Origin of the sequence: Pseudomonas sp. B21-010, from assembly GCF_024749325.1 — a bacterium.
GTDB lineage: Bacteria > Pseudomonadota > Gammaproteobacteria > Pseudomonadales > Pseudomonadaceae > Aquipseudomonas > Aquipseudomonas kilonensis.
In genome coordinates this window covers 4,796,893-4,820,008 of the sequence record NZ_CP087198.1, presented here as the reverse complement: position 1 = coordinate 4,820,008, position 23,116 = coordinate 4,796,893, and the positions used below count along the sequence as shown (strand labels likewise).

The following is a 23,116-nucleotide window of genomic DNA, read 5'->3' as shown; positions in this document are numbered from 1 at the left end:
TCCCAGTGTGCAATGAATCAACCGTGGGCCTGCTTGAACAGCACCGCGATGCCAGGATGGTAATGCCCGGCTTCGTTGCGCAACTTGCGGTAGGCGTAAGGGAAGTACCAGGCCACGGCGCAGGTGTTTTCCTTCTGCAGGTCGTCGATCATGTCCTGCAATTCTTCGGGCGTGGCGCTTTGCTGGGCTTTTTGCGGCGAGACGAACAGGCAGCCCAGCTTCAGATCGCTGGCGTAGCTGATGCGCTTGGCATCGCTGGTGGCTTCCAGCAGCGGCTGGGTCAGGTTCAGGTTGCTGACCTTGGGCCAGCGCTGGGTGGCCTGGATGAAGGCGCGCTCCTCGGTGCTGGCGATGAACAGATCGGCGCTGACGTTGCGTTCGCCTTCTTCATTCTGCTTGCGGGTCGGGGCGTTCTGCAGCGTGACCATCTCGGCCATCCAGGCTGCGGCCGAGAGCAAGCCGAGGTTGGCTTTTTCATCGAACCAATAAGGCGTGTCGTTATCGCCACGCACCGCGTTGTAGCGGTCGATACAGTCAAACCAGCGTTCCAGCGCCGGGCGCAGGAATTCCAGTTTTGGATTGCTGATGATCATCCCTTGCATGCTTTTGCCCTCTTGTTCTTGTGATATCGGGTCGTAATGTCGCTTTGATATCACTTGCCGCAGAATCCCACAAGATTGCCGTCATTTTATTGATCGGCGCCAATGATCGCCCCGACAGGCGGCTTTAATTGACGCTCCACCCCCAACCCTCTAACCTTCGCCGCTTGTTTCAGGTGCTCTGTGGCTGTGGTCGACAGAGTGAAACAGGGAAGCCGGTGAGTGCACACGAACCCGGCGCTGCCCCCGCAACGGTAAATGAGTCAACGCTGTGCTCAAGCCACTGTGTCGCCAGACATGGGAAGGCGCACAGACCGGCATTGCGCCGCTCATGAGCCCGGAGACCGGCCTGATTCATCCAACGGCATCACGGTGGGCGATGCCAGGCTTGTTGCCGTCTTTTTTTGTGCCCGCCCGCCGTTATCCAATCCCAACGGAGGCTTCCCCATGACCGACTCCCCCACGATCGATGCATCCGATCGCGACGAACGCCACCTGGCGCGCATGCTGCGCAAGAAAGCCGTGATCGACGAGCGCATCGCCAACTCGCCGAATGAATGCGGCTTGTTGCTGGTGCTGACGGGCAACGGCAAGGGCAAGAGCAGCTCGGCGTTCGGCATGCTGGCCCGGGCCATGGGCCACGGCATGCAGTGCGGCGTGGTGCAGTTCATCAAGGGGCGCAACAGTACCGGTGAAGAGCTGTTCTTGCGCCGCTTCCCGGAGCAGGTGCGCTTTCACGTCATGGGTGAAGGCTTCACCTGGGAAACCCAGGATCGCCAGCGCGACATCGCCGCCGCCGAAGCCGCCTGGGCGGTATCGCGCCAGTTGCTCAGCGATCCGTCCATCGGCCTGGTGGTGCTCGACGAGTTGAACATAGCCCTCAAGCACGGTTACCTCGACCTCGATCAGGTGCTGAGCGATCTGCAGGCCCGCCCACCGATGCAGCATGTGGTGGTGACCGGTCGTGGGGCCAAGCCCGAGATGATCGAGCTGGCCGACACCGTGACTGAAATGGGCATGATCAAGCACGCGTTCCAGGCGGGTATCAAGGCGCAGAAAGGCGTCGAACTGTGAGCGATCCCGCCATGACCCGCCGCCGCTGTCCGGCGGTGCTGATCGCAGCGCCGGCCTCGGGCCAAGGCAAGACCACCGTCACTGCGGCGCTGGCCCGCTTGCATCGCAACCAGGGACGCAAGGTGCGTGTGTTCAAATGCGGCCCGGATTTTCTCGACCCGATGATCCTGGAGCGGGCCAGTGGCGCGCCGGTCTATCAATTGGACATGTGGATGGTCGGCGAGCAGGAAAGTCGCCGGCTGTTGTGGGAAGCCGCTGCCGAAGCGGACCTGATCCTGATCGAAGGGGTGATGGGGCTGTTCGACGGCACCCCGTCGAGCGCCGACCTGGCGCGGCATTTTGGCGTGCCGGTGTTGGCGGTGATCGATGGCACGGCCATGGCCCAGACCTTTGGCGCCCTGGCCCTGGGCCTGGCGCGTTATCAACCGGACCTGCCGTTCGCCGGGGTCTTGGCCAACCGGGTCGGCACCTTGCGCCACGCGCAATTGCTCGAAGGCAGCCTGACCGAAGGCCTGCGCTGGTACGGCGCGCTGTCTCGGGAAACCGGCATCGAATTGCCCAGTCGTCATCTCGGGTTGGTCCAGGCCAGCGAGTTGAACGACTTGGACGCGCGCCTCGACGCGGCCGCCGAGGCCCTGGCCGGCAGTTGCGAAGTGGCGCTGCCGCCAGCGGTGGAGTTCGCCGCGCCTGAGGTGATCACCGTTGAGCCGTGGCTCGCCAGGGTGCGCATTGCTGTGGCCCGTGACGAAGCGTTTGCCTTCACCTATGGCGCCAGCCTTGATCTGCTGCGGGCCATGGGCGCGCAGTTGTGTTTCTTTTCGCCGATTCATGACAGCGAACTGCCCGAGGCGGACAGCCTTTATTTGCCTGGCGGTTATCCAGAACTGCACCACGTTGCGTTGGCTGGGAACGCGCCGATGCTCGCGGCGATCCGTGCTCACCAGGCAGCCGATAAACCGTTGCTCGCCGAATGCGGCGGCATGTTGTATCTGCTCGATTCATTGACCGATGTCGAAGGCGTGCGCGCCGAACTGCTGGGTTTGCTGGCCGGTGATGCGCAGATGCAAAAGCGCCTGGCAGCCCTGGCGCTGCAAGCGGTGGATTTGCCGGAAGGCACCTTGCGTGGGCATACCTATCATCATTCGCTGACCAGCACCGAGCTTGAACCGATTGCCCGTGGCCATAGCCCCAATGGCGGGCGTGGGGCGGAAGCGGTGTTCCGGCAGGGGCGGATGACGGCTTCCTATGTTCATTTTTATTTCCCGTCCAATCCCAAGGCGATTGCTGCGTTGTTTGCGCCTGATCCTGAGACCGCTATCGCGAGCAAGCTCGCTCCCACAGGGGACCCCGTGATCTCAAGTGCAACGCTAGCCAATGTGGGAGCGAGCTTGCTCGCGAAGAGGCCATGACCGACACCGCTTTCTCCCAGGCCGAACGCGACGCTATCTACCGCGCCATCGCCGAACGCCGCGACATGCGCCACTTCAGCGGTGGCACGGTTGAGCCGGCCTTGCTGCGCCGCCTGCTGGAAGCCGCGCACCAGGCCCCCAGCGTCGGCCTCATGCAACCATGGCGCTTCATCCGCATCAGTGACCGCGCCTTGCGTGGACAGATCCGCGAACTGGTGGAGCAGGAACGCATTCGCACCGCCGAGGCCCTGGGTGAGCGCAGCGATGAATTCATGAAGCTCAAGGTCGAAGGGGTCGACGACTGCGCCGAAGTGCTGGTGGCGGCGTTGATGGAAGATCGTGAGCGGCACATCTTCGGTCGCCGGACCTTGCCGGAAATGGACCTGGCCTCGCTGTCCTGCGCGATCCAGAACCTGTGGCTGGCTTCCCGCGCCGAAGGGCTGGGGATGGGCTGGGTGTCGCTGTTCGAACCCCAGGCCCTGGCCGACCTGCTGGGCCTACCCGCTGGGGCCAAGCCGCTGGCGATCCTCTGCTTGGGCCCGGTCGAGGGTTTTTACCCGGCGCCGATGCTCGCCCTGGAAGGGTGGGCGCAACCGCGTCCGCTCAATGAACTGCTGTATGAAAACCATTGGGGAGTGAGCCCATGAGTGTGGCGTTGCTCAGTGCCGCCGCAGTGGCGCTGGATGCATTGCTGGGCGAGCCCCGACGCTGGCATCCGCTGGTGGCGTTCGGCGGTTTTGCCGATCGCATCGAACAACGTTTCAATTCCGGCGGACGTGGTTGGCGCAGCCATGGGGTGACGGCGTGGATCATCGCCGTGGTGCCGTTGACCTTGCTCGCCACGGCCCTTTCGTGGGCGCCAATGGTGGGCTGGCTGGTGGAGATCCTCGCCTTGTACTGTGCCCTCGGCCTGCGCAGTCTCGGTGAACATGTCGAGCCGGTGGCGCGGGCGTTGCGCAGCGGCGATCTGGAGGAGGCGCGCAAGCGTGTCGGCTATCTGGTCAGCCGCGAAACGGCTGAGCTGGATGAAACCGCCGTGGCCCGCGCCGCCACCGAATCGGTGCTGGAAAATGGCAGCGACGCGGTGTTCGCCGCGTTGTTCTGGTTCGCCGTGGCCGGCGCGCCCGGCGTGGTGTTGTATCGCCTGAGCAATACCCTCGACGCCATGTGGGGTTATCGCAACGAACGCTTCGAGCGCTTCGGCTGGGCGGCGGCAAAAATCGACGATGTGCTCAACTATATTCCGGCGCGCCTGGTGGCATTGACCTACGCGCTGCTCGGCAAAACCCGTCTGGCGCTCAAGTGCTGGCGCACCCAGGGGCCGACCTGGGACAGCCCCAACGCCGGACCAGTGATGGCCGCCGGTGCCGGAGCGCTGGGTGTCGAGCTGGGCGGGGCGGCGGTTTACCACGGCGAACTGCATCAACGTCCAGCGCTGGGCGAGGGCGTGCCGGCGAGTGCCGACGCCATTGATCGCGGCTGGCAATTGGTCCAGCGCGGCGTATGGTTATGGCTGCTGATTCTCTGCCTGGGAGCTGAGTTTTATGCTTGAGCACGGTGGCCGTTTGCGCAACGCAGCCCGGCAATACGGCATTGCCGAAGCGGATTGGCTCGACTTGTCCAGCGGTCTGGCGCCTTGGCCGTTCGACGTCCCGGCGATTCCCCTGCGGGCCTGGGCGCGTTTACCGGAAACCGATGACGGCTTGGAACAGGCCGCCTGCGATTATTACGGAGCGCTGAATGTGCTACCGGTGGCCGGTTCGCAGATGGCGATCCAGCTATTGCCGCGCCTGCGCCGGGCCGGCAAGGTCGGTGTCTTGTCGCCCTGTTACGCCGAGCACGCCGAAGCCTGGCGCCGCAGCGGCTACATCGTTCGCGAAGTGCTGGAGTCGGAGGTGGATTTCTTTCTCGACAGCCTCGACGTGCTGGTGGTGGTCAATCCGAACAATCCCACGGGCCTGAGCCTGGCGCCCGAGCGCTTGCTGGACTGGCATGCGCGCCTGGCTCAGCGAGGTGGCTGGCTGGTGGTGGATGAGGCCTTCATGGACGTCACGCCAGCGCTGAGCCTGGCGGCGCACACCCATCTGGTCGGGTTGATCGTGCTGCGCTCGTTCGGCAAATTCTTTGGCCTGGCCGGGGTTCGCCTGGGGTTTGTCTTGGCCGAGCGCCGCTTGCTCAAGTTGCTCGCCGAACAGGTCGGGCCGTGGGTCGTCAGCGGGCCGACCCGGGTGCTGGGCCAGGCGTGCCTGCTGGACACTGATGCCCACGCATACCAGCGCCAACGCTGCGAAGCCACCAGCCAACGCCTGGCGCTGATGCTCGAACACCACGGCTTCAAGCCGCAGGGCGGCTGCGGGTTGTTCCAATGGCTGGTCACCGAACACGCCCTGGGGCTTCATGATTTCATGGCCCATCGCGGCATTCTCCTGCGCTTGTTTACCAACACCAGCAGCCTGCGCTTCGGGCTGCCGGCCGATGACAGCGAATTCCTGCGCCTCGAACGGGCCTTAGAGGCCTACGCCAAGGACACCCGATGACCACAGTGATGGTGCAGGGCACCACGTCCGATGCCGGCAAAAGTACCTTGGTCACGGCTTTATGCCGCTGGGTCCGACGCCAGGGTGTAAGCGTGGTGCCGTTCAAGCCGCAGAACATGGCCCTCAACAGCGCCGTGACGGCCGACGGCGGCGAAATCGGTCGCGCCCAGGCGGTGCAGGCCCAGGCGGCGGGGCTGGAACCGCACACCGACATGAACCCGGTGCTGCTCAAGCCCAACAGCGACACCGGCGCCCAGGTGATCATCCATGGCCGTGCCGTGACCACCATGAATGCGGTGGCCTATCACGATTACAAAGCCATCGCGATGCAAGCCGTGCTGGCCTCCCACGCGCGCTTGAGCGCGGCCTATCCGGTGGTGATGGTGGAGGGCGCCGGCTCGCCGGCCGAGATCAACCTGCGCGCGGGTGACATTGCCAACATGGGCTTTGCCGAGGCGGTGGATTGCCCGGTGCTGCTGATCGCCGATATCAATCGTGGCGGGGTGTTCGCTCATCTGGTCGGTACCCTGGAGTTGCTTTCGCCCAGCGAACAGGCGCGGGTCAAGGGCTTCATCATCAACCGTTTTCGCGGTGACATCGCCTTGCTGCAACCGGGCCTGGACTGGCTGGAAGCGCGCACCGGCAAACCGGTGATCGGCGTGTTGCCGTACGTGATGGACCTGCACCTGGAAGCCGAGGATGGCCTCGACCAACGCCAAACCGACAAGGCTGAACAGGTGCTCAAGGTGGTGGTGCCGGTGTTGCCGCGCATCAGCAACCACACTGATTTCGATCCACTGCGCCTGCATCCTCAGGTCGACTTGCAATTCATCGGCCCCGGCCAGCCCATCCCGGCGGCCGACCTGATCATCCTGCCCGGTTCGAAAAGCGTGCGCAGCGACCTGGCCTACTTGCGCGCCAACGGTTGGGCAACGGCGATCAATCGTCACCTGCGCTACGGTGGAAAGCTGCTGGGCATCTGCGGTGGTTTGCAGATGCTCGGCCAGCAGGTCCACGACCCGTCGGGGCTCGAAGGCGCGGCCGGTTCCAGTGCCGGGCTGGGCCTGCTGGATTTCGAAACGACCCTGGAACACGAGAAGCAATTGCGCAATGTGCGCGGGCGACTGGCCTTGGAAGAGGCTGAGGTCAGCGGCTACGAGATCCACGCGGGCGTGACCACTGGCTCGGCCCTGGAAAACCCCGCAGTGCATCTGGAGGATGGCCGTTGCGACGGTGCCCAGAGTCTCGACGGGCAGGTGTTCGGCACTTACCTGCATGGGCTCTTTGAATCGCCGGCGGCCAGTAGCGCGTTGTTGCGCTGGGCCGGGTTGCAGGATGTGCAGGCGGTGGATTACCACGGGTTGCGCGAGCGGGACATCGAGCGGTTGGCGGATCTGGTGGAACAGCATTTGGATACTCGGTTGTTGCGTGAACTCTGTGGGATTTGAGGTGGCTGTACCGGCCTCATCGCGAGCAAGCTCGCTCCCACTTTGGATCTCTGATGATCACCGAACTCATGTACATCCTGAATCAACTGTGGGAGCGAGCTTGCTCGCGAAGAGGCCAGTCGCCACACCGCCAAATAAAAGGTAATGACCCATGCTGCAACTGATCCTCGGCGGCGCCCGCTCCGGCAAGAGTCGCCTGGCGGAAAAACTCGCCACAGACACCCAATTGCCAGTGACCTACATCGCCACCAGCCAACCCCTGGATGGCGAGATGACCGCGCGCGTCGCGCAACACCGCGCGCGGCGCCCGACCGAATGGGCGCTGGTGGAGGAACCCCTGGCCCTGGCGCGGGTGCTACGGGAAAACGCCGCCCCCGGGCAATGCCTGCTGGTGGATTGCCTGACCCTGTGGCTGACCAACCTGCTGATGCTCGACGACCCCGAGCCACTGAACGCCGAACGCGAGGCGCTGCTGGACTGCCTGGCCGCGCTGCCCGGGGACATCATTTTTGTCAGCAACGAGACCGGCATGGGTGTCGTGCCGCTGGGCGAGCTGACTCGCCGTTACGTCGATGAAGCCGGTTGGCTGCATCAAGCCTTGGCCGAACGTTGTCAGCGCGTCGTGCTGACCGTCGCTGGCCTGCCCCTGACTCTCAAAGGTACTGCGTTATGAATCATCGCTGGTGGCTGGACCCGTGCAAGCCCGTCGATAGCCAGGCCCTGGAACAGGCCTCGGCCCGTCAGCAACAACTGACCAAACCAGCCGGCTCCCTGGGCCGGCTGGAGTCGGTGGCGGTGCAACTGGCCGGCCTGCAAGGGCAGGTCAAACCGAGCCTCGATCAGCTATGGATCGCGATTTTTGCCGGTGACCATGGTGTGGTCGCCGAAGGCGTATCGGCCTATCCCCAGGAAGTCACCGGGCAGATGCTGCTCAACTTCGTCAGCGGCGGCGCGGCCATCAGCGTCCTGGCGCGGCAACTGGGCGCGTCGCTGGAAGTGGTGGACCTGGGCACCGTCACGCCTTCGCTGGACCTGCCCGGCGTACGGCACCTGAACGTCGGGCCGGGCACGGCGAATTTTGTCCAGGGCCCGGCAATGACCGTGAGCCAGGGCGAACTGGCCTTGCACGCCGGCCGCGACAGCGTGGCGCGTGCGGTCGCGGCCGGGACGCACTTGTTCATTGGTGGCGAGATGGGCATCGGCAACACCACGGCCGCCAGCGCCTTGGCCTGCGCCTTGCTCGAATGCCCGGTGGCGCATCTGGTGGGGCCGGGTACCGGGTTGGACGCGGCGGGTGTCAGCCGCAAGGCCCAGGTGATCGAACGGGCCCTGGCGCTGCACGCGGCCCAGGGCCACGACCCGTTGCAGACCCTGTTCAACCTCGGCGGTTTTGAAATCGCCGCGTTGGTCGGTGCGTACCTGGCCTGCGCCCAGCAGGGCGTCGCGGTGTTGGTGGATGGCTTCATCTGCAGCGTTGCGGCCTTGGTGGCGGTGCGGATCAATCCCGCGTGCCGGCCATGGTTGCTGTTCGGCCATCGTGGCGCCGAGCCGGGCCATCGCCACGTGCTGGAAACCCTCGGCGCCGAACCGCTGCTGGATTTGGGTCTGCGCCTGGGCGAGGGCAGTGGTGCGGCGTTGGCAGTGCCGCTGTTGCGCCTGGCCTGTGACCTTCACGGGCAAATGGCGACGTTTGCCGAAGCGGCCGTGGCGGATCGCCCGGCATGACCTTGCGCCTGGACCTGCTGCGTCACGGCGAAACCGAGCTGGGCGGTGGCTTGCGCGGCAGCCTCGACGATGCCTTGACGGCCAGGGGCTGGGAGCAGATGCACACGGCTGTCGAGCAAGGCGGCCCCTGGGATCGCCTGGTGAGTTCGCCGTTGCAGCGTTGCGCCCGCTTTGCCGAGCAACTGGGTGCCCGACTCGGCGTGCCGGTGCAACTGGACAAAGACCTGCAAGAGCTGCATTTCGGCGCCTGGGAAGGCCGTAGCGCAGCGGCGCTGATGGACACCGACGCCGAGGCACTGGGCCAGTTCTGGGCCGATCCCTATGCCTTCACGCCCCCCGAAGGCGAGCCGGTGCTGGCGTTTTCCAGCCGCGTGCTGGCGGCGGTCGAACGCCTGCACGCGGCCTATGCCGGTGAGCGAGTCTTGCTGGTCAGCCATGGCGGTGTGATGCGCCTGCTGCTGGCCCAGGCCCGCGGCCTGCCTCGGGAGCAATTGCTCAATGTCGAAGTCGGCCATGGCGCGCTGTTTTCCCTGACGGTGTCGGCAGGGCCCGTGCTCAAAGAGGCGGATTGACGATGTTGCCCTTCTGGATCGCCTTGCAGTTTCTCAGCAGTCTGCCGGTACGCCTGCCTGGCATGCCCGAGCCTGAACAGCTGGGCCGTTCGCTGTTGTTCTATCCGGTGGTGGGGTTGTTGTTCGGTGTTTTGCTGTGGCTGTTCAATGCACTGCTGCTGGGCACGCCGTTGCTGCTGCACGCCGCGCTGTTGCTGAGCGTGTGGGTGTTGCTCAGCGGCGGCCTGCACCTCGATGGCCTGGCCGACAGCGCCGATGCCTGGTTGGGCGGTTTCGGCGACCGCGAGCGTACGTTGCTGATCATGAAAGACCCGCGCAGTGGGCCGATCGCGGTGATCACCCTGGTGCTGGTGCTGCTGCTCAAATTCACCGCGCTGCTGGCGTTGATCGAGCAGGGACAGACGTTGACCTTGATCGTCGTGCCGGTGCTGGGGCGTGCCGCGTTGCTTGGCCTGTTCCTGACCACGCCGTACGTGCGTGCCGGCGGCCTGGGCCAGGCCCTCGCCGATCATCTGCCCCGCCGTGCGGGTTGGCAGGTGTTGTGGGTGTGCGCGCTGGGAGGCGTGCTGGTGGCGGGTTGGGCAGGTGTCGTTGCCCTGTTGGCCGCCTCGGCGGTCTTTATCGGCTTGCGCCAGATGATGCTGCGCAGGCTAGGGGGCTGCACCGGGGATACCGCCGGGGCGTTGCTGGAATTGCTTGAGATGGCGATGTTGGTGGGGGTGGTGTTGCGCTGAGTTTGTCCTGATCTTGTCCCGGCGACCTGTCAACTCTGACAGTATCGCGTCATTGAAAACGCGGGCTTAATTCGCTCAAGGCCTCAGCTGCCGCGCAGAGCGATGGGAAGCGTTGTGTCGTGTCCGGTGTTATCGATCTGCCAGGAAAATTGGATGGCCGTTGACGTTTCAACGGCTGAACGTTGTCAATGGGAGAGCGATAGCATGGCAAATGCGGATAACAGACTGGCGCGACGTGAGGCGCACAGCGCTTATCTCAGGATGCGCACCGAGCACCGGTCGGGGTTGGGCGATCAGTCGATAATCATCGATCATCCTATAGTCGACATTGCGACTGGTCTGATCAACGGTCCCAGTCTGAAGAACGGAATGAAGGTAAAAATTCCCAAGTGGGCTAACTTGCCACCTCCCCAGGCCCCGGAAAAAATTGAAGTTCTGCTTGATCGGGGCACGGGTCGTTTTGAAGTCGTGGCTGATCATGAATTTGTAATCCCGGCAGGTGCTACCGACTTTACGGAAACCTTTCCTTACGAGATGCTCATCCAGCCGAGGGATCTTCCGCAACTTGCTGCGTGTCGTCTTATGTATCGCCACCACTCTTATCAGGATGAAGAAGACGATTCACCAATATCCCCGATCGTTATCGATCAACAACCACCTTATAAACACGACCCGCCAGAGGCGTTGAAGTTTTCGGACGTGTACCTCGACGACACAAACCTGGCGCCTGGCAGCAGTTTGACTGCCACAATTCCTGGTTACGCTGATTGGCAAGCTACGGATAAAATCGCCGTTTACCTGGTGGATGCCGCCGACATTCCCGAGGACCTGAATGGACTCTCCCCGATTTTCTTCAACGATGTTCCCCCCCCGGGCACTTCAGACACTCCGATCGAAATCGACGGCGATCGTATTCGTGCGTTTGGCGATGCCGAATGCGTGTTCATCTACGTCCTGATCGACAAGGCGACCAATCCCAGTGCTCTGTCGCTTTGGCAGAAAATAAGCCTCACCTTCGGGCCGCTACCGACCAATCTAAAAGATCCGGAAGTCCCCCAGGCAGATCCGGGCCCTTTGGTGGTTGAGCATGCTTTGTCGGGGGTGAGCGTGTGGATTCCCATGTATGACGATCCCAAGAGCTACGACGACATTCGGTTGAAGTGGGGAAATACAACCTTGGCCGACCAACCCGTTGGCCCCAATCCACCTCCCAAGATCGAGATACTGGTGGAACCGAAACTCCTCATGCTCGAGGAATACGGCGAAAACACCACCGGCGACAAGACGACCAACGTCAGTTATCACGTCGTGCGTAAAGGTCGGCCATTCGGACCTGAAGACACCGATATCGAGGTCAATTTCGAGGTGCCGATCCCCTGGGTTCCCTGGCCATCTCCCGATTGGCCGGATCCGGTGCATCCAAGCTTGACGGTAGGCGTAGTCAAGAATTGGGATGATAGCCGGACCAACGAGTTGACGCGGGCCGACAAGGACGAGGACGCGAAATTCACCTTTACCTGGTACGCCGAGGCGGTTAACGGTCATGTCATCGATTTTTTCTGGAATGGCACGCGTGTCGTTGAGGCCCGGATCACCTTCGATGATACAGATCCTGATCACGTACCTGGCCAGGATCAAACCGTCGACATCCCTTGGAACTACATCAAGGACGGTGGCAATGGCCAGGCCGTGCCGGTGCACTATCAATTGAGCGCGCCAGGCATTGAGAATGATCTCGAATCCACGCCAACCCTGGTCGATGTCAATGCCATTGCGGTTGAGCTGCCACCTGCGAGTTTTCCCACCATTCCTAACCCGACCGGTTATCCAGGCTGCTCGGTGCTTGATCCCGATGGCGCGCTCCAGGTCGCCATCCCTGACCTAACCGGAGTGCTTGAGGATGGTGACGAGATCACGTTCGTCTTCACCCCCATGAGAGGGGAGGATTTGAACGCACCTGAAGATCCGATCCTCGGCGCGGAATTTGAGCGGACTTACGTGCTGGGCACCGCCGGTGCACCTGTCAGCGGCTTCACCATCCGGGTGGAACCTTACACGACCCATATCCTGCCGCTTTATGACGAGAACGCCGCATCGAATCGCAGGGGCCGGGCGAAGATCCAGTATTTCCACGATGACGGCTCGGAGACGCTTGAATCGACGCCGTTGACAACCCGCACGGCTTTCCACCGACCGAATGATCCGTGCGAGATCCCAAGGCCTTAACCTCGAAGCCGGCACCCGGGCGTCTGCTGCCCGGATGTGCCTGCTGGGGGGAGCCATAGGAAAGGCGCCAACATTGATATTTCATGTAGAAGCAATAAGAAAAGTCTCACAAACACAAGGATAAATCCTACATATATCCAGGAAGCGAGTGCTTAGGATTGCCGCCTTTTGATCGTTCGGACCCAGACGGTAAACGCCAGGCTCGACGGTTGCCAGACAGCTTGTTTATCCAGGAGTTATCCATGCCCGTTAGCCACTCATTCTCTATCACGCCGCTTGCGCGTTTTCTCAAGCTCGCAACCCTCGCGCCGTTGCTGTTGCTCAGCCCGACCGGCCTGGCGCAGACACTCATCGACAATGGTGCGTCCAAGACCATCGACGCCACCACCACGCCCGATGATTACCTGGTGGAGAACGAAAGCAAGCTGACGGCCAATGGCGCCACGACGCACCAGATCCGGGCGACCACAGGGTCGAATATCACCCTCAACGGGACTCAGGTCACCGCTCAGGGCACGACCAACGGAGTCGATCTGTCTGCCAGTGAAACGACCATCGCCAATAAAAGCAAAATTGTCAGCAGCCGTATCGGGCTGCGGCTGGCGCAAACGGCCAGCGGCGGATCTACCGCGGTGGTCAGCGACAGTGAGATCATCGGTGGACGAGTGGGGGCAACCCTCAGTGCCCTCAGCCAATTGACACTCGAAGCAGGCTCCACCGTAACTGGCAGCAACGCCGATGGCATTGGCGTGCGTAGTTTCGGCGGCAAGATCTCCGCCACCGACAGCGCCATCATCGGCGGGCTCAACGGTGTGTACCTGTTCGCCGACCTCAACCTGTCCGCCGACAACGCACTGATCCTGGATCATTCCCGCGTCGAGGGCTTGACCGGCTCGGCGATCATCATCGATGGCCAGACCCAGACCAACACCGAACGGGTGAATATCCAGGTCAACAACGGCTCTACCCTGGTGGGCGGTAACGGCACCCTGCTGGAAGTCGTCAATGGCTCTTCGGCGAATTTCAGCGCCGATAACAGTCAACTGGTCGGCGACATCATCGTGGAAGATGGCAGCAGCGCCAACGTGGTGTTCGATAACTTCGCCACGCTCACCGGTCGCCTGGAAAACGTCGAGAGCCTGGCCGTCAACAACGAAGCCCGCTGGATCATGGTCGGCGATGGCGAGGTCGAAAAACTCTCCATGAACGGCGGTGGCATCCAGTTCGGCAATCCGGGCGAGTTCTACAAATTGACGGTGGGCGAGCTGTCGGGCAACGGCACCTTCTTCATGCACACCAACTTCAGCACCGGCCAGGTCGACACCTTGACGGTGACCGGGACAGCCACCGGCAATCACCTGGTGGCGCTCGACAGCAGTGGCTCGGAACCCGGCGCCGCCGCTTCCATCCCGGTGGTTCACATCGGCGGTGGCGATGCCCAGTTTTCCCTGGCGGGTGGTGAGGTGGACTTGGGGGCCTACTCCTACAACCTGATCAAGCAAGGCGACAATGATTGGTACCTGAACACCGCTTCGAAAATCATCAGCCCCGGTACCCAATCGGTGATGGCGCTGTTCAATGCCGCACCCACGGTCTGGTACGGCGAACTCAGCACCTTGCGCAGCCGCATGGGCGAAGTGCGCCGGGACCAAGGCAAGGCCGGTGGTTGGATGCGTGCTTATGGTAACAAGTTCGATGTCAGCGCCAGTTCCGGCGTGGCTTATAAGCAAACCCAGCAGGGCTTGTCGTTGGGTGCCGATGCGCCGTTGCCGGTTGGTGACGGGCAGTGGCTGGTGGGGGTGATGGGTGGCTACAGCAAGTCCGACCTGGATTTGAGTCGCGGTACCACCGGTGAAGTCGACAGTTTCTACCTTGGTGCCTACACCACGTGGCTGGACGAGGAAAGCGGTTACTACTTCGACGGTGTGCTCAAGTTCAACCGTTTCCAGAACGAATCCGACGTCCGTCTGAGCGATGGCAAAAAGGCCAAGGGCAGCTACGACAGCCACGGCGTCGGTGGCTCCCTGGAGTTCGGTCGTCACATCAAGTTGGAAGACGACTACTTCGTCGAACCGTATACACAGCTTTCGGGCGTGATCATCGAGGGCAAGGACTATCGCCTGGATAACGGCTTGTCCGCCGAAGGCGACCGCACGCACTCGTTGCTGGGCAAGGTCGGTGCGACGGTTGGGCGCAACTTCGATCTGGGCGAAGGCAATGTGCTGCAGCCGTACCTGCGTGCCGCGTATGTGCACGAGTTCGCCAATAACAACGACGTGCAGGTCAACGATAACAAGTTCAGCAATGACCTCTCCGGTTCGCGCGGTGAGCTGGGTGCGGGTGTGGCGATGACGTTGACTGACAAAGTGTCGGTACACGCCGATTTCGATTACAGCAACGGCAATAAGATCGAGCAGCCGTGGGGGGCCAACGTGGGCGTGCGCTATCTCTGGTAATTCAATGGGCTGACGCTGCACGGCACGTTCAATGTTCTTTACACGATGCGAGGATACCGGCTGCGGCCATTGTCCTCGTGCTTCTTTGAGGAGTCTTGTTCATGAGCGAGTCAGCAGATAAGTCGTCTTCCGATAACCCTAGAGAATTACTTCCACCCCGCATAGATGAACTGTTAGATAACATTCCGGGCGGTGAAATCAATCTGCTTCCAGAAGCCGCCACGCATGATGATCTGAAGGTTTGGTTCGTGTTATGGGACAATTCTGATCCGACGTTGGGTGAGGAGTCGGTTGAGCTGTTCCTTGACGGTGCCCCGAATTGGGTAGATCGCCGAACTTGGAACACTTTCATAGAGCCGTCAGACCGATATGTGACGTTGCCCCAAAGACTACTGCGTGGTAATGACGGGCTTCATCGGTTGCACTACAGGGCGACGGCTTATAACAATGAGTCTGACGACTCTGCCGAGTTGGAGATTACCCTCGATACGACGCCGCCTGTCCTTGCTGCTGACAGCAAGCTGGTTTTCCCTGCCGAAGTCCTTCCGCCCAATAAACTCACTGCCCGCTACCTTGAGCAGAACAATGATGAGGTCAAGGCCAATCTCCCGGGATACACGGACCCCCGACCCTGGGATCGGATCACCTGGTACTGGGGATCTACACCAGGCACCCTGGATAAAGGCGGTGTCATCGAACTTGATGACCAGAATTTTTCTGATCCCGTCGTGGTTACGATCAGCGCCGATTTAATACAGGACAGGGGCGATGGGTCCCGGTATGTGTGGTATGAGGTGCAGGACCGCGCGGGTAATGTCAGCCCTAGGTCTGTGGCGGTTGTATTGGATGTCGATGCCACGCCGATTCCCCGTACCCTGCCGCCTGCCAAGGTCAAGGAAGCGCCGGGCGGATCATCGAGCGGTGTACTGGACCCGTTTAATGCGGTCAATGGCGTGACGGTGATCATTCCGCAGGAGGCGGTCATTTACGACGGCGAGGGCGTGTTCGTGCAATGGGCCGAGCCGGGTACCGTGGGGGCGTATCGTACCGACACTCCGAACCCCGCAGGCTCGCGGGACTATAAAATCCCGAACGACAAGATCGCCCAGCACCTGGGCAAGACGATTTCCGTGCGATACGAGGTATTCGAGCCCGGGGTCGTCGAACCGCATGAGTCGAACAACTACAGTTTGCGAGTCGATGAGTTGAATGGCTTGCCGACCATTCAGTGCGACAAGGTTTCCGGCGGCAGGTTGAGCTTGGGGAGTATTGCGGATGGTGGGTATGCCAGTTTCACACTCGAACGCTGGACCTTCATGGCCGTCGACCAATTCCTTACGGTCGAGGTAAGAGGAGTCGACAGCGGCAATCAACAGGTCAGGGTTCCGGTGCTGACCGAGTCCCCGGTCCCGGAGGTGGCTCAGCGCATTTCTGCCGGGCAAATTTCGAAGACTGATTTGCAACGTTTCAAGATTGGTAGTCCGCTTGAGGTGCGGGTGAGCATGAGCTTCGATGCCAAGCAGACTTGGAAAGACTTTCCGAGGTTGACGCCGACATTGGTTGCTTGAGATTTGCCTGGGTAGCGGGTTTGTCGGTATGGATGGGCTGTCCAGACTTCGGCGGCAAAACAGATTGTTTTGTCGCCGAAGGTAATAGGGGCTTTTATTTACGGAGTTCCGTATTCGGGAGGTACATATCCTTAGCTCCTGCAGTCGGGCGCATGTTTACTCCAATACGGTTATTTTGCCAATCCTTCATCCTTCTATGCATTTCTTTCACATAGGCGCTTACATTTATAGTGACGGGTTTTCCTGACCGGGCATGCGGCATTGTGAACCAATTGCTATCCACAGTATCAGCGCTAACGCCACCCCGATTTAAAGTGGGACGAGGTATCTGGAATGGCTTTTTCCCGAGTGGAGATTTTTTTATGATGCGAACCGTACTCTTTGTTATTCCTAGCGCTGCTTGTCGAGTGACCGGTGCAACAATGCCATTCTTACCCGCAGCGCTAGCAGGTTTTACGATCTGTTTTACGCCCTTGAAAGCACTCTGAGCAATCAGGGGCGCCGACGCAACCACCGCCGCGTAACCCAAATACTGCCCCCATTTACCAGCTTCCTCATTGTTGTCCGCGATTGCCACTGCGCTAGCGATGGTGGAGCCTGCCGAGAGAGCGGTACCCACTGCGATCATTGCAAGGGAGACTGGGCCTGAAGTTCCTAATGAACCAATGAATGTAGCGACGCCAATCGCCACGAACACCGCCCCCACCGCCACGGAAATCCAGCCTTCAATACCCCCCCCGCCAACTGATGGCAGGGTAATGTCCTCATCCGGCCGTCGCAGTCTGCCACTCCAACCGATCGCCTCATGCCCCGTGGGGTCACGCAGGGCAATCGGGTTGCCCAGGCAATAGGTGTAGGGATTCACGTCGCCGCTGCCGAACGGACTGAACGAGTCCGGGCTGTGGAAGCGCATCAGTCCCGGGTTGTAGGCCCGGTAGCCGCGGCCCAGCAAGTACCAGCCGCTGGCTTCATCGCGCACTTCGCCGTTGAATGCCAGCAGGCTTCGCAGCGTGTTGTCACTGTGGCGTTCCCCGTACGCACTGTAGACGGCAGTTCGCAGGTCTCGCTGTCGGCTTTCACCGATAACGCTCTGATTGGCGTCGGTCAGCAACAATAAGGTCTGTGAGTTGTCCGAGGCCTGTTGTCCCAGGGGACCCTCGGCGTGGTAGAGAAGGTGGGTCTGGCGGCCGTCCTGATCGACATTGCTCAGTTGTTCTTCTTGGTAGAAGCGCAAGGTTTCACTTTCATTGCCTTGTTTTGACGTGACCAAATGATCGTGGCCGTCATAACGGTATTGGCTGACGACCTGGCCGGCGGCACTTTCGACACTCAACAGGCGGTTCTGGCTGTCATAGCTCAGGCGTTGATCCCGTTCATCGTTGAGTTGGCAGCCATTGAGGTTGTAGGCGAACGTCGGGTTCGCAGTCGTTCTTGGCGGCGTATAGGTAATGCCCTGTAGCTGGCAGGGGTTATTCTCGTCCGTGTAGGCGAACATGGCCCGTTCGGTTTTACCGTCGGCGAATGTCGTCAGCGTCAGCTTGATATTATCAAGGGCATCGAACGCGAAGATCTGGCTGCGGATCTCCCGCCCTTCGCTGTCCCTGGGCAGTGTGCTGCCCTCGCATTCATGCTTGACCAGCCGGCCACGGGGGTCATAGGTAAACGTCTCTTTGAGCAGAGTGACCCCGTACTGCTGCAGGTGCCGGGTTTTCAGCAGGCCGTCGACTTGCCAGGTTTGCGCCTGGGTGCGTGGCGACAGCTGGTTCAAGGTGAGCGTGCGCAATATCTCGCGGTCTTGATCGTCATACTGCAATTGGGTCACCAGGGTACTGTCCGCCGCCCGGTCCTGGGTGGTGGTGCGATAGAGTTGCCCCAGGCTGTTGTATTCGAACGTGGCTTCAAGTTGACCTTGCTGGATGCTATTTAACCGTCCGGCGTCATCGTAGCCGTAGACAGTGTCGAGGCCGGCGCTATGGTCTTGTTTCAAGTCGGTGCGCTTGAGCTGGCGGCCTTGCATGGAACTTGAATGAAGGGTCTCCCAGGCGGTGTTTCGATTGTCGACCCAACGCTCGACGCGCAACTGGTTGGTGGTGTTGTATTCGTACTCGCGGCGACCTTGCTCATTACGTGCATGGGTCAGGCGCGCGCTGGTCGAGTGATAGGTAAAGTCCACGTCTTCATCTGGAGCACGACTGCTGACGGGTTCGTCGGTGAGGGCCAGGTTGTAGTCGTATTCAATCGTGTCGTTTGCGGGGGTGATCCTGGTCTTTATCTGCATTTGCTCAGTGTCGTAGGTGTAGCGCTCCGTGCGTGTGCCGACCGTGGTCCGGGTCAGGCGTCCCAAGCCATCGAACTGTTGTTCGCCCACGCTGGTTTCGGTCACGCCGTCAGCGCTTACGCTCATGCCCACCGGTAATTCCAAGGTGCTGTGTTCGGCATAGCTGCGTTTGACGATACTGTCATCGGGCAGTGTGCTAGTGACCAGGCGTGACCAGGCGTCATAAACGAAATGGGTGGTGTATTGCGATGCGTCTGTGTGCTCGGTGCAACGGCCCAGGCCGTCGTAGAGGTAGGTTTCTTTGGCGACTTCTTGCTCCGCTGAATTCAGGATCCTGACTCGAGAGGGCTTGCTGAAGAGGTTGAGCCAAGTCTCGCTTAGGCCGCTGATCATCGGGGCCGGCCCGGGACTCTGGCTCCAGTTGCGCTGGATCGGTCCTTGGGACTCGGACGTACCGATGGGGTCCAGGCTCTGGTGGATCTCGACCCCATCAGGGCCGATCACATAGCATTGCTGCGCCCAGTCGTCATAGTGAAAAGTGCTCTCGAGCGCCCGAGATTCTCCGTCGAGCCAGTCATATTCGGTCTCTTCAGCCAAATTCCCCCAGGCGTTATAAAGGGCCGCATAGGTTTGTCGCGTCCGGTTCGAGTTATCGCTACCGATATGGTCGCTCTCCTGGAAAATCAAGCGACCCAATCCGTCGAGCACACTGCGTGTCTTGATTTGCCTGGCGTTGATGCTCAAGTGCTCGGCCTGTTGCCCGCTGGTGGCGCTGAGGGTGTATTCATAATTGCGGGTGGCCGCGTAGGTGGTATCAGGGGCGACGACTTCCTTCGTCAATCGATTCAGGACGTCGTAGTAATAGTGAGTTTCCACGCCGTCTATCCGATTCATCAGTTCTTGCGATGTGAGTCGCGAATGTTGGCGAACAGTGGTTTTCCTGGCGTTATCGAACGTAGTGCTCGTCGTTTCCGTGGTTTGCTGCACGGGCATGCTGAATTGGGGGCTGTCAAATTTGCGGTAGTCATAATCGACGCGGGTCGACTTGCCATTCAAGGTCACTGTCTGGCGCGAGACGCGGCCATGCAGGAACGCATCGGTGCGGTCGTCGACATGCTCGAACAGCGTGCGCTCCAGTTCGATTTCGGTGGCGCCAAGCTGCACCAGGGTCTGGTTTTCAACCGTGAGCCATTGTTTCAGAAGCAAGTCTTGCGGCGGGCACTCCTCCGGCAGGCTGTCCCCCAGTTCCGGCAAGCCCTTGTAGCGATAACGGGTGCATAGCATTGGGGCCTGGCCGTTGGGGGACGGGGCCGGGGCGACGGTTTGCTCTTTCAGGTTGCGCACAAAGCCTTCGGGATCGGCTGGACAGCCATCGCCCCCTGAGGCGGGATACCAGACGTTGGTTTCGATAACGCCATTGGCAAGGGTTCGGACCCGCAGGTTGCCGTGTGTGTCATACGTGTTGCTGACGGTTTCGCTGCGCCTGCGGTTTGGATTATCGAGTAGCGACCAGGTCGTTCTGACCGTCTTGGGTAACTGGCAATACTTGGGTTGTTGGTCGAACTCGACGCCGGAGGTCAGGTAATACGTGGTTTCGACCGTCTCGACGTTATTGTTCTGGGTCGTCGTTTCGTGGGTCAGCAGGTGGAATTGGTTGAATTTGCGTTCAATTTTTCGTCCCGGACGTGCCTCCGGTTCCGTGTCATCGAGGACCCAAAGGGTCTCAGCGCACACGTATTCGTAGGTGCCAATGTACTTATAGAGATTGTCGAGGCCGTCGTCATCCCAGAGCAGACGAAGCCCGGCGCCAAGAAAATTGGTCTCGCCTTTCTCCGGATCTTCGCTCCTGTAGGTATAGCGGACATCAATCGGCGGCTGGCCAAAGCCTGGGACGGTGAGGTGTCGGGTGACACGGGGCAGCGGCGCGCGACCGCTGCCTTCCGGGAACTGATGGCCGGCGTCTTGATAGAACATTTCCTCGCGCCCGCCAGCGGGTGTCTCCACCCAAGTGATGCAGAGGTGATCGCGAATCAGGTTGTAGCCAAAACGCCAGGACGCCTCGTTCTCGGTCGGCAGCGTGATGCGGGTGACGTATTTGTCAGCGCCTCCCAGGTTCATGGCAAAGCGCCCCAGCGGGCGGCCATCAGGGCCAGCGAACGGCTGCAGCAACACTTCGACGGAGGTGCTCTGGCGCTCGACCGTCAGCAGGGTCTGGTCCGAATCGTCCTTGACCCAGGCCAGTATGTAATTAGCGCCACCGAACAACGTATAACCGAGCGTGACCTTGTGCCCCGTGGGTGAACGAATCTCCACAGGCAGGGCCACCCGGTTCTGGGTGCTGCCCATGACTTCGAGTATCTCGACCAGGCCGGACTTGTGCACGACCCGGTAGTGATCCTCGTCCTGATGGAAATGAAAACTGTCGAGTTTTTTTTCCTTCATCACCAACTGCCCGCTGACACTGTCGCTACCGGTGACCTTGAAGGTTTCACCGGTGCTCAGGGACAGGATCTGGTTGCCAGGCGTGTACTGGGACAACTGCAGGTTCCAGCCATAGCCGTAGCCACTGTCTTGCCTGTTGAGCGAGCTGTACGCCAGCGCCAGGGCAAAACCCGGACCGCGTAAATCATTGGTTTTAACTTCGGGGAAGTTGATCGCTATCGTGTAGAGACCGGTGCGAGGATCAACACCGTTCTGTACGGAACTCATGAAGTTAAGTGCATTGGAATGTACAGAACTGGCGGCAGTCATTGATATGAACCTCATCGAGGGTAATAAAAAAACGTCGATCGATGTGCAGTCGGACATAAACAACGCCAGTACCGGCTACAGCAGCTGAAAGTGGATCCCAGGGAATAAATACCGACGTCCGACGAGACAATAGCAACTGGATAACTCCGGGTAACCTAACAGTTCTGATAGTGGGCAGATCGATAGACGAGGCGTAAAAGGGAGGCAACTCGATTGTTGCGACAGTGAAATAACTGGCCATCGATACATGCCTCTAGGGAGTTCAAATAATGGCAGCCGTGCTACCTCAGTCCGAAGTCTTCTCGGTGTTACTCCCGGTTCCCCAGTTCAAGGAATCCCATGATTGCGAGGTGGACTTGACGACGGTGGGAGATGCGGGTGCCACGGTGGTCGCGCCACCCTATAGGGCGATGTCAGTGGGTGACACCGTGACGTTTACCCTGAAAAGATTCTTCGATGACGGTGTCCCCTGGGAGGATTTCACGCGCCGGAAAGTTCTGGTCGATGGCGACATAGGGCAGCCCCTGCAATGGACGGTGCCGCTCAGTGAGCTGCAAATCATCGATGGCGGTTCTGCGTTGATGAGCTACAGCGTCGTTTATGCCACCCCGACGGTGCCAACGCTCTCCGATGAGCAGGCGCTGCGTTTCGTTGCGCCGCAAACCCCGTTGTTGCCTGCGCCCAGGGTCAAGGGTTTTACCGGCGACATGCTTGATCCCGAGGCATATCCCAATGGCATCAAGCTGGTCATTGAAATCTACCCCGGTATCCAGGTGGAGGATGAGGTGGTGCTGTATGCCTCGGGCGATCCGCAGGTGATCAAGACATTGCGCGTCGATCCGTCAACGGTTGATAGCCAGGTACTTGAAGTCGATGTTGATTACGAGTGGTTGTCGGCCAATCACGGCAAGGCGATAGAGCTGATGTACCAGTATGCCCGGGTGGGCAGTGCGGGTACTTCGATGCCATTGTCACTGACGTTGCGCCAGCCCCTGAATCTGCCACACCCCCTTATCGAGGGCGTGATCCGGGACGGTGAGGATGATGAGTACCGAGGCTATTTGTTTGCCAGGAATATCACGGGGGGGGTCTACGTCAAGGTTCCGGATGAGGCAGTGATTGGTTTGGACGACGAGGTTCAGATGCACTGGGAAGGCTATGGCGATACCGGCCGTCATATCGCTGATCCTACGGCCGGTAATGCGAGGCGTTTCTACATCCCTCCAGGCTTTGTGCCGGCGAACATGGGCAAGCGCCTGGACGTGTTTTATAAAGTGACCCCGCCTGGGGAGCAGCCGTATAGGTCGGGGGGGTTCGATCTGGAAATCAAGGACGTGGACCGCGGCTGGCCGACCCTTCAAATCAGTTCCCCGCCTTCGCCGAGTAATAGAATTTCCTTGGCTACGGTAACCGAGGCTGGGGTGACCTTTCGCTTGGAATCATGGACCTACATGGAACGCGGCCAGCGGGTGAAAATATACGCCAACGGCCTCTTGATAGGCGGAGGCGAGGAAAGGTTCGACTTGCGCGGGGGCGATGCCGAGACGGTCACCGACTCAGAATACTTCGCCGGGGAGTTATTTGCGAGCCTGCCCCGTTCCTTTCTTCAAAGGCTGCAACTTAATAACCAGTTCGATGTGTTCGTCGAAACCAGTTTCGATGACGGCTTTTCCTATAAGAGCTTTCCCATGATATCCCCGCAGTTGGTGGAGTAGCGCGCAGCGGGAAACGATTCAATT

At 60.4% G+C, this 23,116-nt stretch carries 16 protein-coding genes and 1 riboswitch; of the genes, 14 read left to right on the top strand and 2 right to left on the bottom strand.

The genetic code is table 11. The annotated features are described in order from the left end of the window. Positions 1-17 precede the first annotated feature (17 nt). The gene (locus tag LOY50_RS21305) at positions 18-602 is read right to left on the bottom strand and encodes a hypothetical protein (protein ID WP_018612440.1); all 585 of its coding nucleotides are present in this window, start codon (positions 600-602) and stop codon (positions 18-20) included. A gap of 154 nt (positions 603-756) precedes the next feature. After that, positions 757-967, top strand: a riboswitch (cobalamin riboswitch). Between the two features lie 79 nt (positions 968-1,046). On the opposite strand from LOY50_RS21305, the gene cobO reads away from it, so the two are divergent. The 13 genes from cobO (at position 1,047) to LOY50_RS21240 (ending at position 16,348) form a co-directional block, all read left to right on the top strand. Continuing rightward, positions 1,047-1,673: a cob(I)yrinic acid a,c-diamide adenosyltransferase gene (gene cobO / locus LOY50_RS21300; RefSeq protein WP_214509582.1), complete on the top strand. Its 627-nt coding sequence runs from the start codon at positions 1,047-1,049 to the stop codon at positions 1,671-1,673. A gap of 11 nt (positions 1,674-1,684) precedes the next feature. After that, on the top strand, positions 1,685-3,082 hold the full coding sequence (locus tag LOY50_RS21295; protein ID WP_258689131.1) for a cobyrinate a,c-diamide synthase: 1,398 nt from the start codon (positions 1,685-1,687) through the stop codon (positions 3,080-3,082). Then, the gene (gene bluB, locus LOY50_RS21290) at positions 3,079-3,729 is read left to right on the top strand and encodes a 5,6-dimethylbenzimidazole synthase (RefSeq protein WP_258689130.1); all 651 of its coding nucleotides are present in this window, start codon (positions 3,079-3,081) and stop codon (positions 3,727-3,729) included. The genes LOY50_RS21295 and bluB overlap by 4 nt, the downstream gene beginning before the upstream one ends. Then, the gene (gene cbiB / locus LOY50_RS21285) at positions 3,726-4,634 is read left to right on the top strand and encodes an adenosylcobinamide-phosphate synthase CbiB (protein ID WP_053189701.1); all 909 of its coding nucleotides are present in this window, start codon (positions 3,726-3,728) and stop codon (positions 4,632-4,634) included. The genes bluB and cbiB overlap by 4 nt, the downstream gene beginning before the upstream one ends. Further along, positions 4,627-5,619, top strand: coding sequence for a threonine-phosphate decarboxylase CobD (cobD, locus tag LOY50_RS21280; RefSeq protein ID WP_258689129.1), 993 nt, complete (start codon positions 4,627-4,629; stop codon positions 5,617-5,619). The genes cbiB and cobD overlap by 8 nt, the downstream gene beginning before the upstream one ends. Further along, complete coding sequence (locus LOY50_RS21275) at positions 5,616-7,067, top strand: cobyric acid synthase (protein ID WP_258689128.1); 1,452 nt, start codon at positions 5,616-5,618, stop codon at positions 7,065-7,067. Before cobD ends, LOY50_RS21275 begins: the two co-directional genes overlap by 4 nt. Before the next feature lie 151 nt (positions 7,068-7,218). Beyond that, the gene (gene cobU / locus LOY50_RS21270) at positions 7,219-7,740 is read left to right on the top strand and encodes a bifunctional adenosylcobinamide kinase/adenosylcobinamide-phosphate guanylyltransferase (RefSeq protein ID WP_053181081.1); all 522 of its coding nucleotides are present in this window, start codon (positions 7,219-7,221) and stop codon (positions 7,738-7,740) included. Continuing rightward, complete coding sequence (gene cobT, locus LOY50_RS21265; RefSeq protein ID WP_258689127.1) at positions 7,737-8,792, top strand: nicotinate-nucleotide--dimethylbenzimidazole phosphoribosyltransferase; 1,056 nt, start codon at positions 7,737-7,739, stop codon at positions 8,790-8,792. The genes cobU and cobT overlap by 4 nt, the downstream gene beginning before the upstream one ends. After that, positions 8,789-9,364, top strand: coding sequence for an alpha-ribazole phosphatase family protein (cobC, locus tag LOY50_RS21260; protein ID WP_253477188.1), 576 nt, complete (start codon positions 8,789-8,791; stop codon positions 9,362-9,364). The genes cobT and cobC overlap by 4 nt, the downstream gene beginning before the upstream one ends. Before the next feature lie 2 nt (positions 9,365-9,366). Beyond that, a complete protein-coding gene (locus LOY50_RS21255) occupies positions 9,367-10,098 on the top strand; it encodes an adenosylcobinamide-GDP ribazoletransferase (RefSeq protein WP_258689126.1) in 732 nt (243 codons plus the stop codon). Positions 10,099-10,251: 153 nt separating this feature from the next. Continuing rightward, complete coding sequence (locus LOY50_RS21250; RefSeq protein WP_258689124.1) at positions 10,252-12,324, top strand: hypothetical protein; 2,073 nt, start codon at positions 10,252-10,254, stop codon at positions 12,322-12,324. A 242-nt stretch (positions 12,325-12,566) separates the two neighbouring features. After that, positions 12,567-14,780: an autotransporter outer membrane beta-barrel domain-containing protein gene (locus tag LOY50_RS21245; RefSeq protein WP_258689122.1), complete on the top strand. Its 2,214-nt coding sequence runs from the start codon at positions 12,567-12,569 to the stop codon at positions 14,778-14,780. Between the two features lie 101 nt (positions 14,781-14,881). Beyond that, positions 14,882-16,348: a hypothetical protein gene (locus LOY50_RS21240; RefSeq protein ID WP_258689121.1), complete on the top strand. Its 1,467-nt coding sequence runs from the start codon at positions 14,882-14,884 to the stop codon at positions 16,346-16,348. 94 nt (positions 16,349-16,442) lie between these two features. Here the strand turns inward: LOY50_RS21240 and LOY50_RS21235 are convergent, their stop codons facing one another. Further along, positions 16,443-21,377 (bottom strand): RHS repeat domain-containing protein, encoded by a 4,935-nt coding sequence (locus tag LOY50_RS21235; protein WP_258689120.1) that lies wholly within the window; start codon positions 21,375-21,377, stop codon positions 16,443-16,445. 269 nt (positions 21,378-21,646) lie between these two features. Between LOY50_RS21235 and LOY50_RS21230 the strand changes: the two genes are divergently transcribed. Next, positions 21,647-23,092 (top strand): hypothetical protein, encoded by a 1,446-nt coding sequence (locus tag LOY50_RS21230; protein ID WP_258689119.1) that lies wholly within the window; start codon positions 21,647-21,649, stop codon positions 23,090-23,092. Positions 23,093-23,116: the final 24 nt, after the last annotated feature.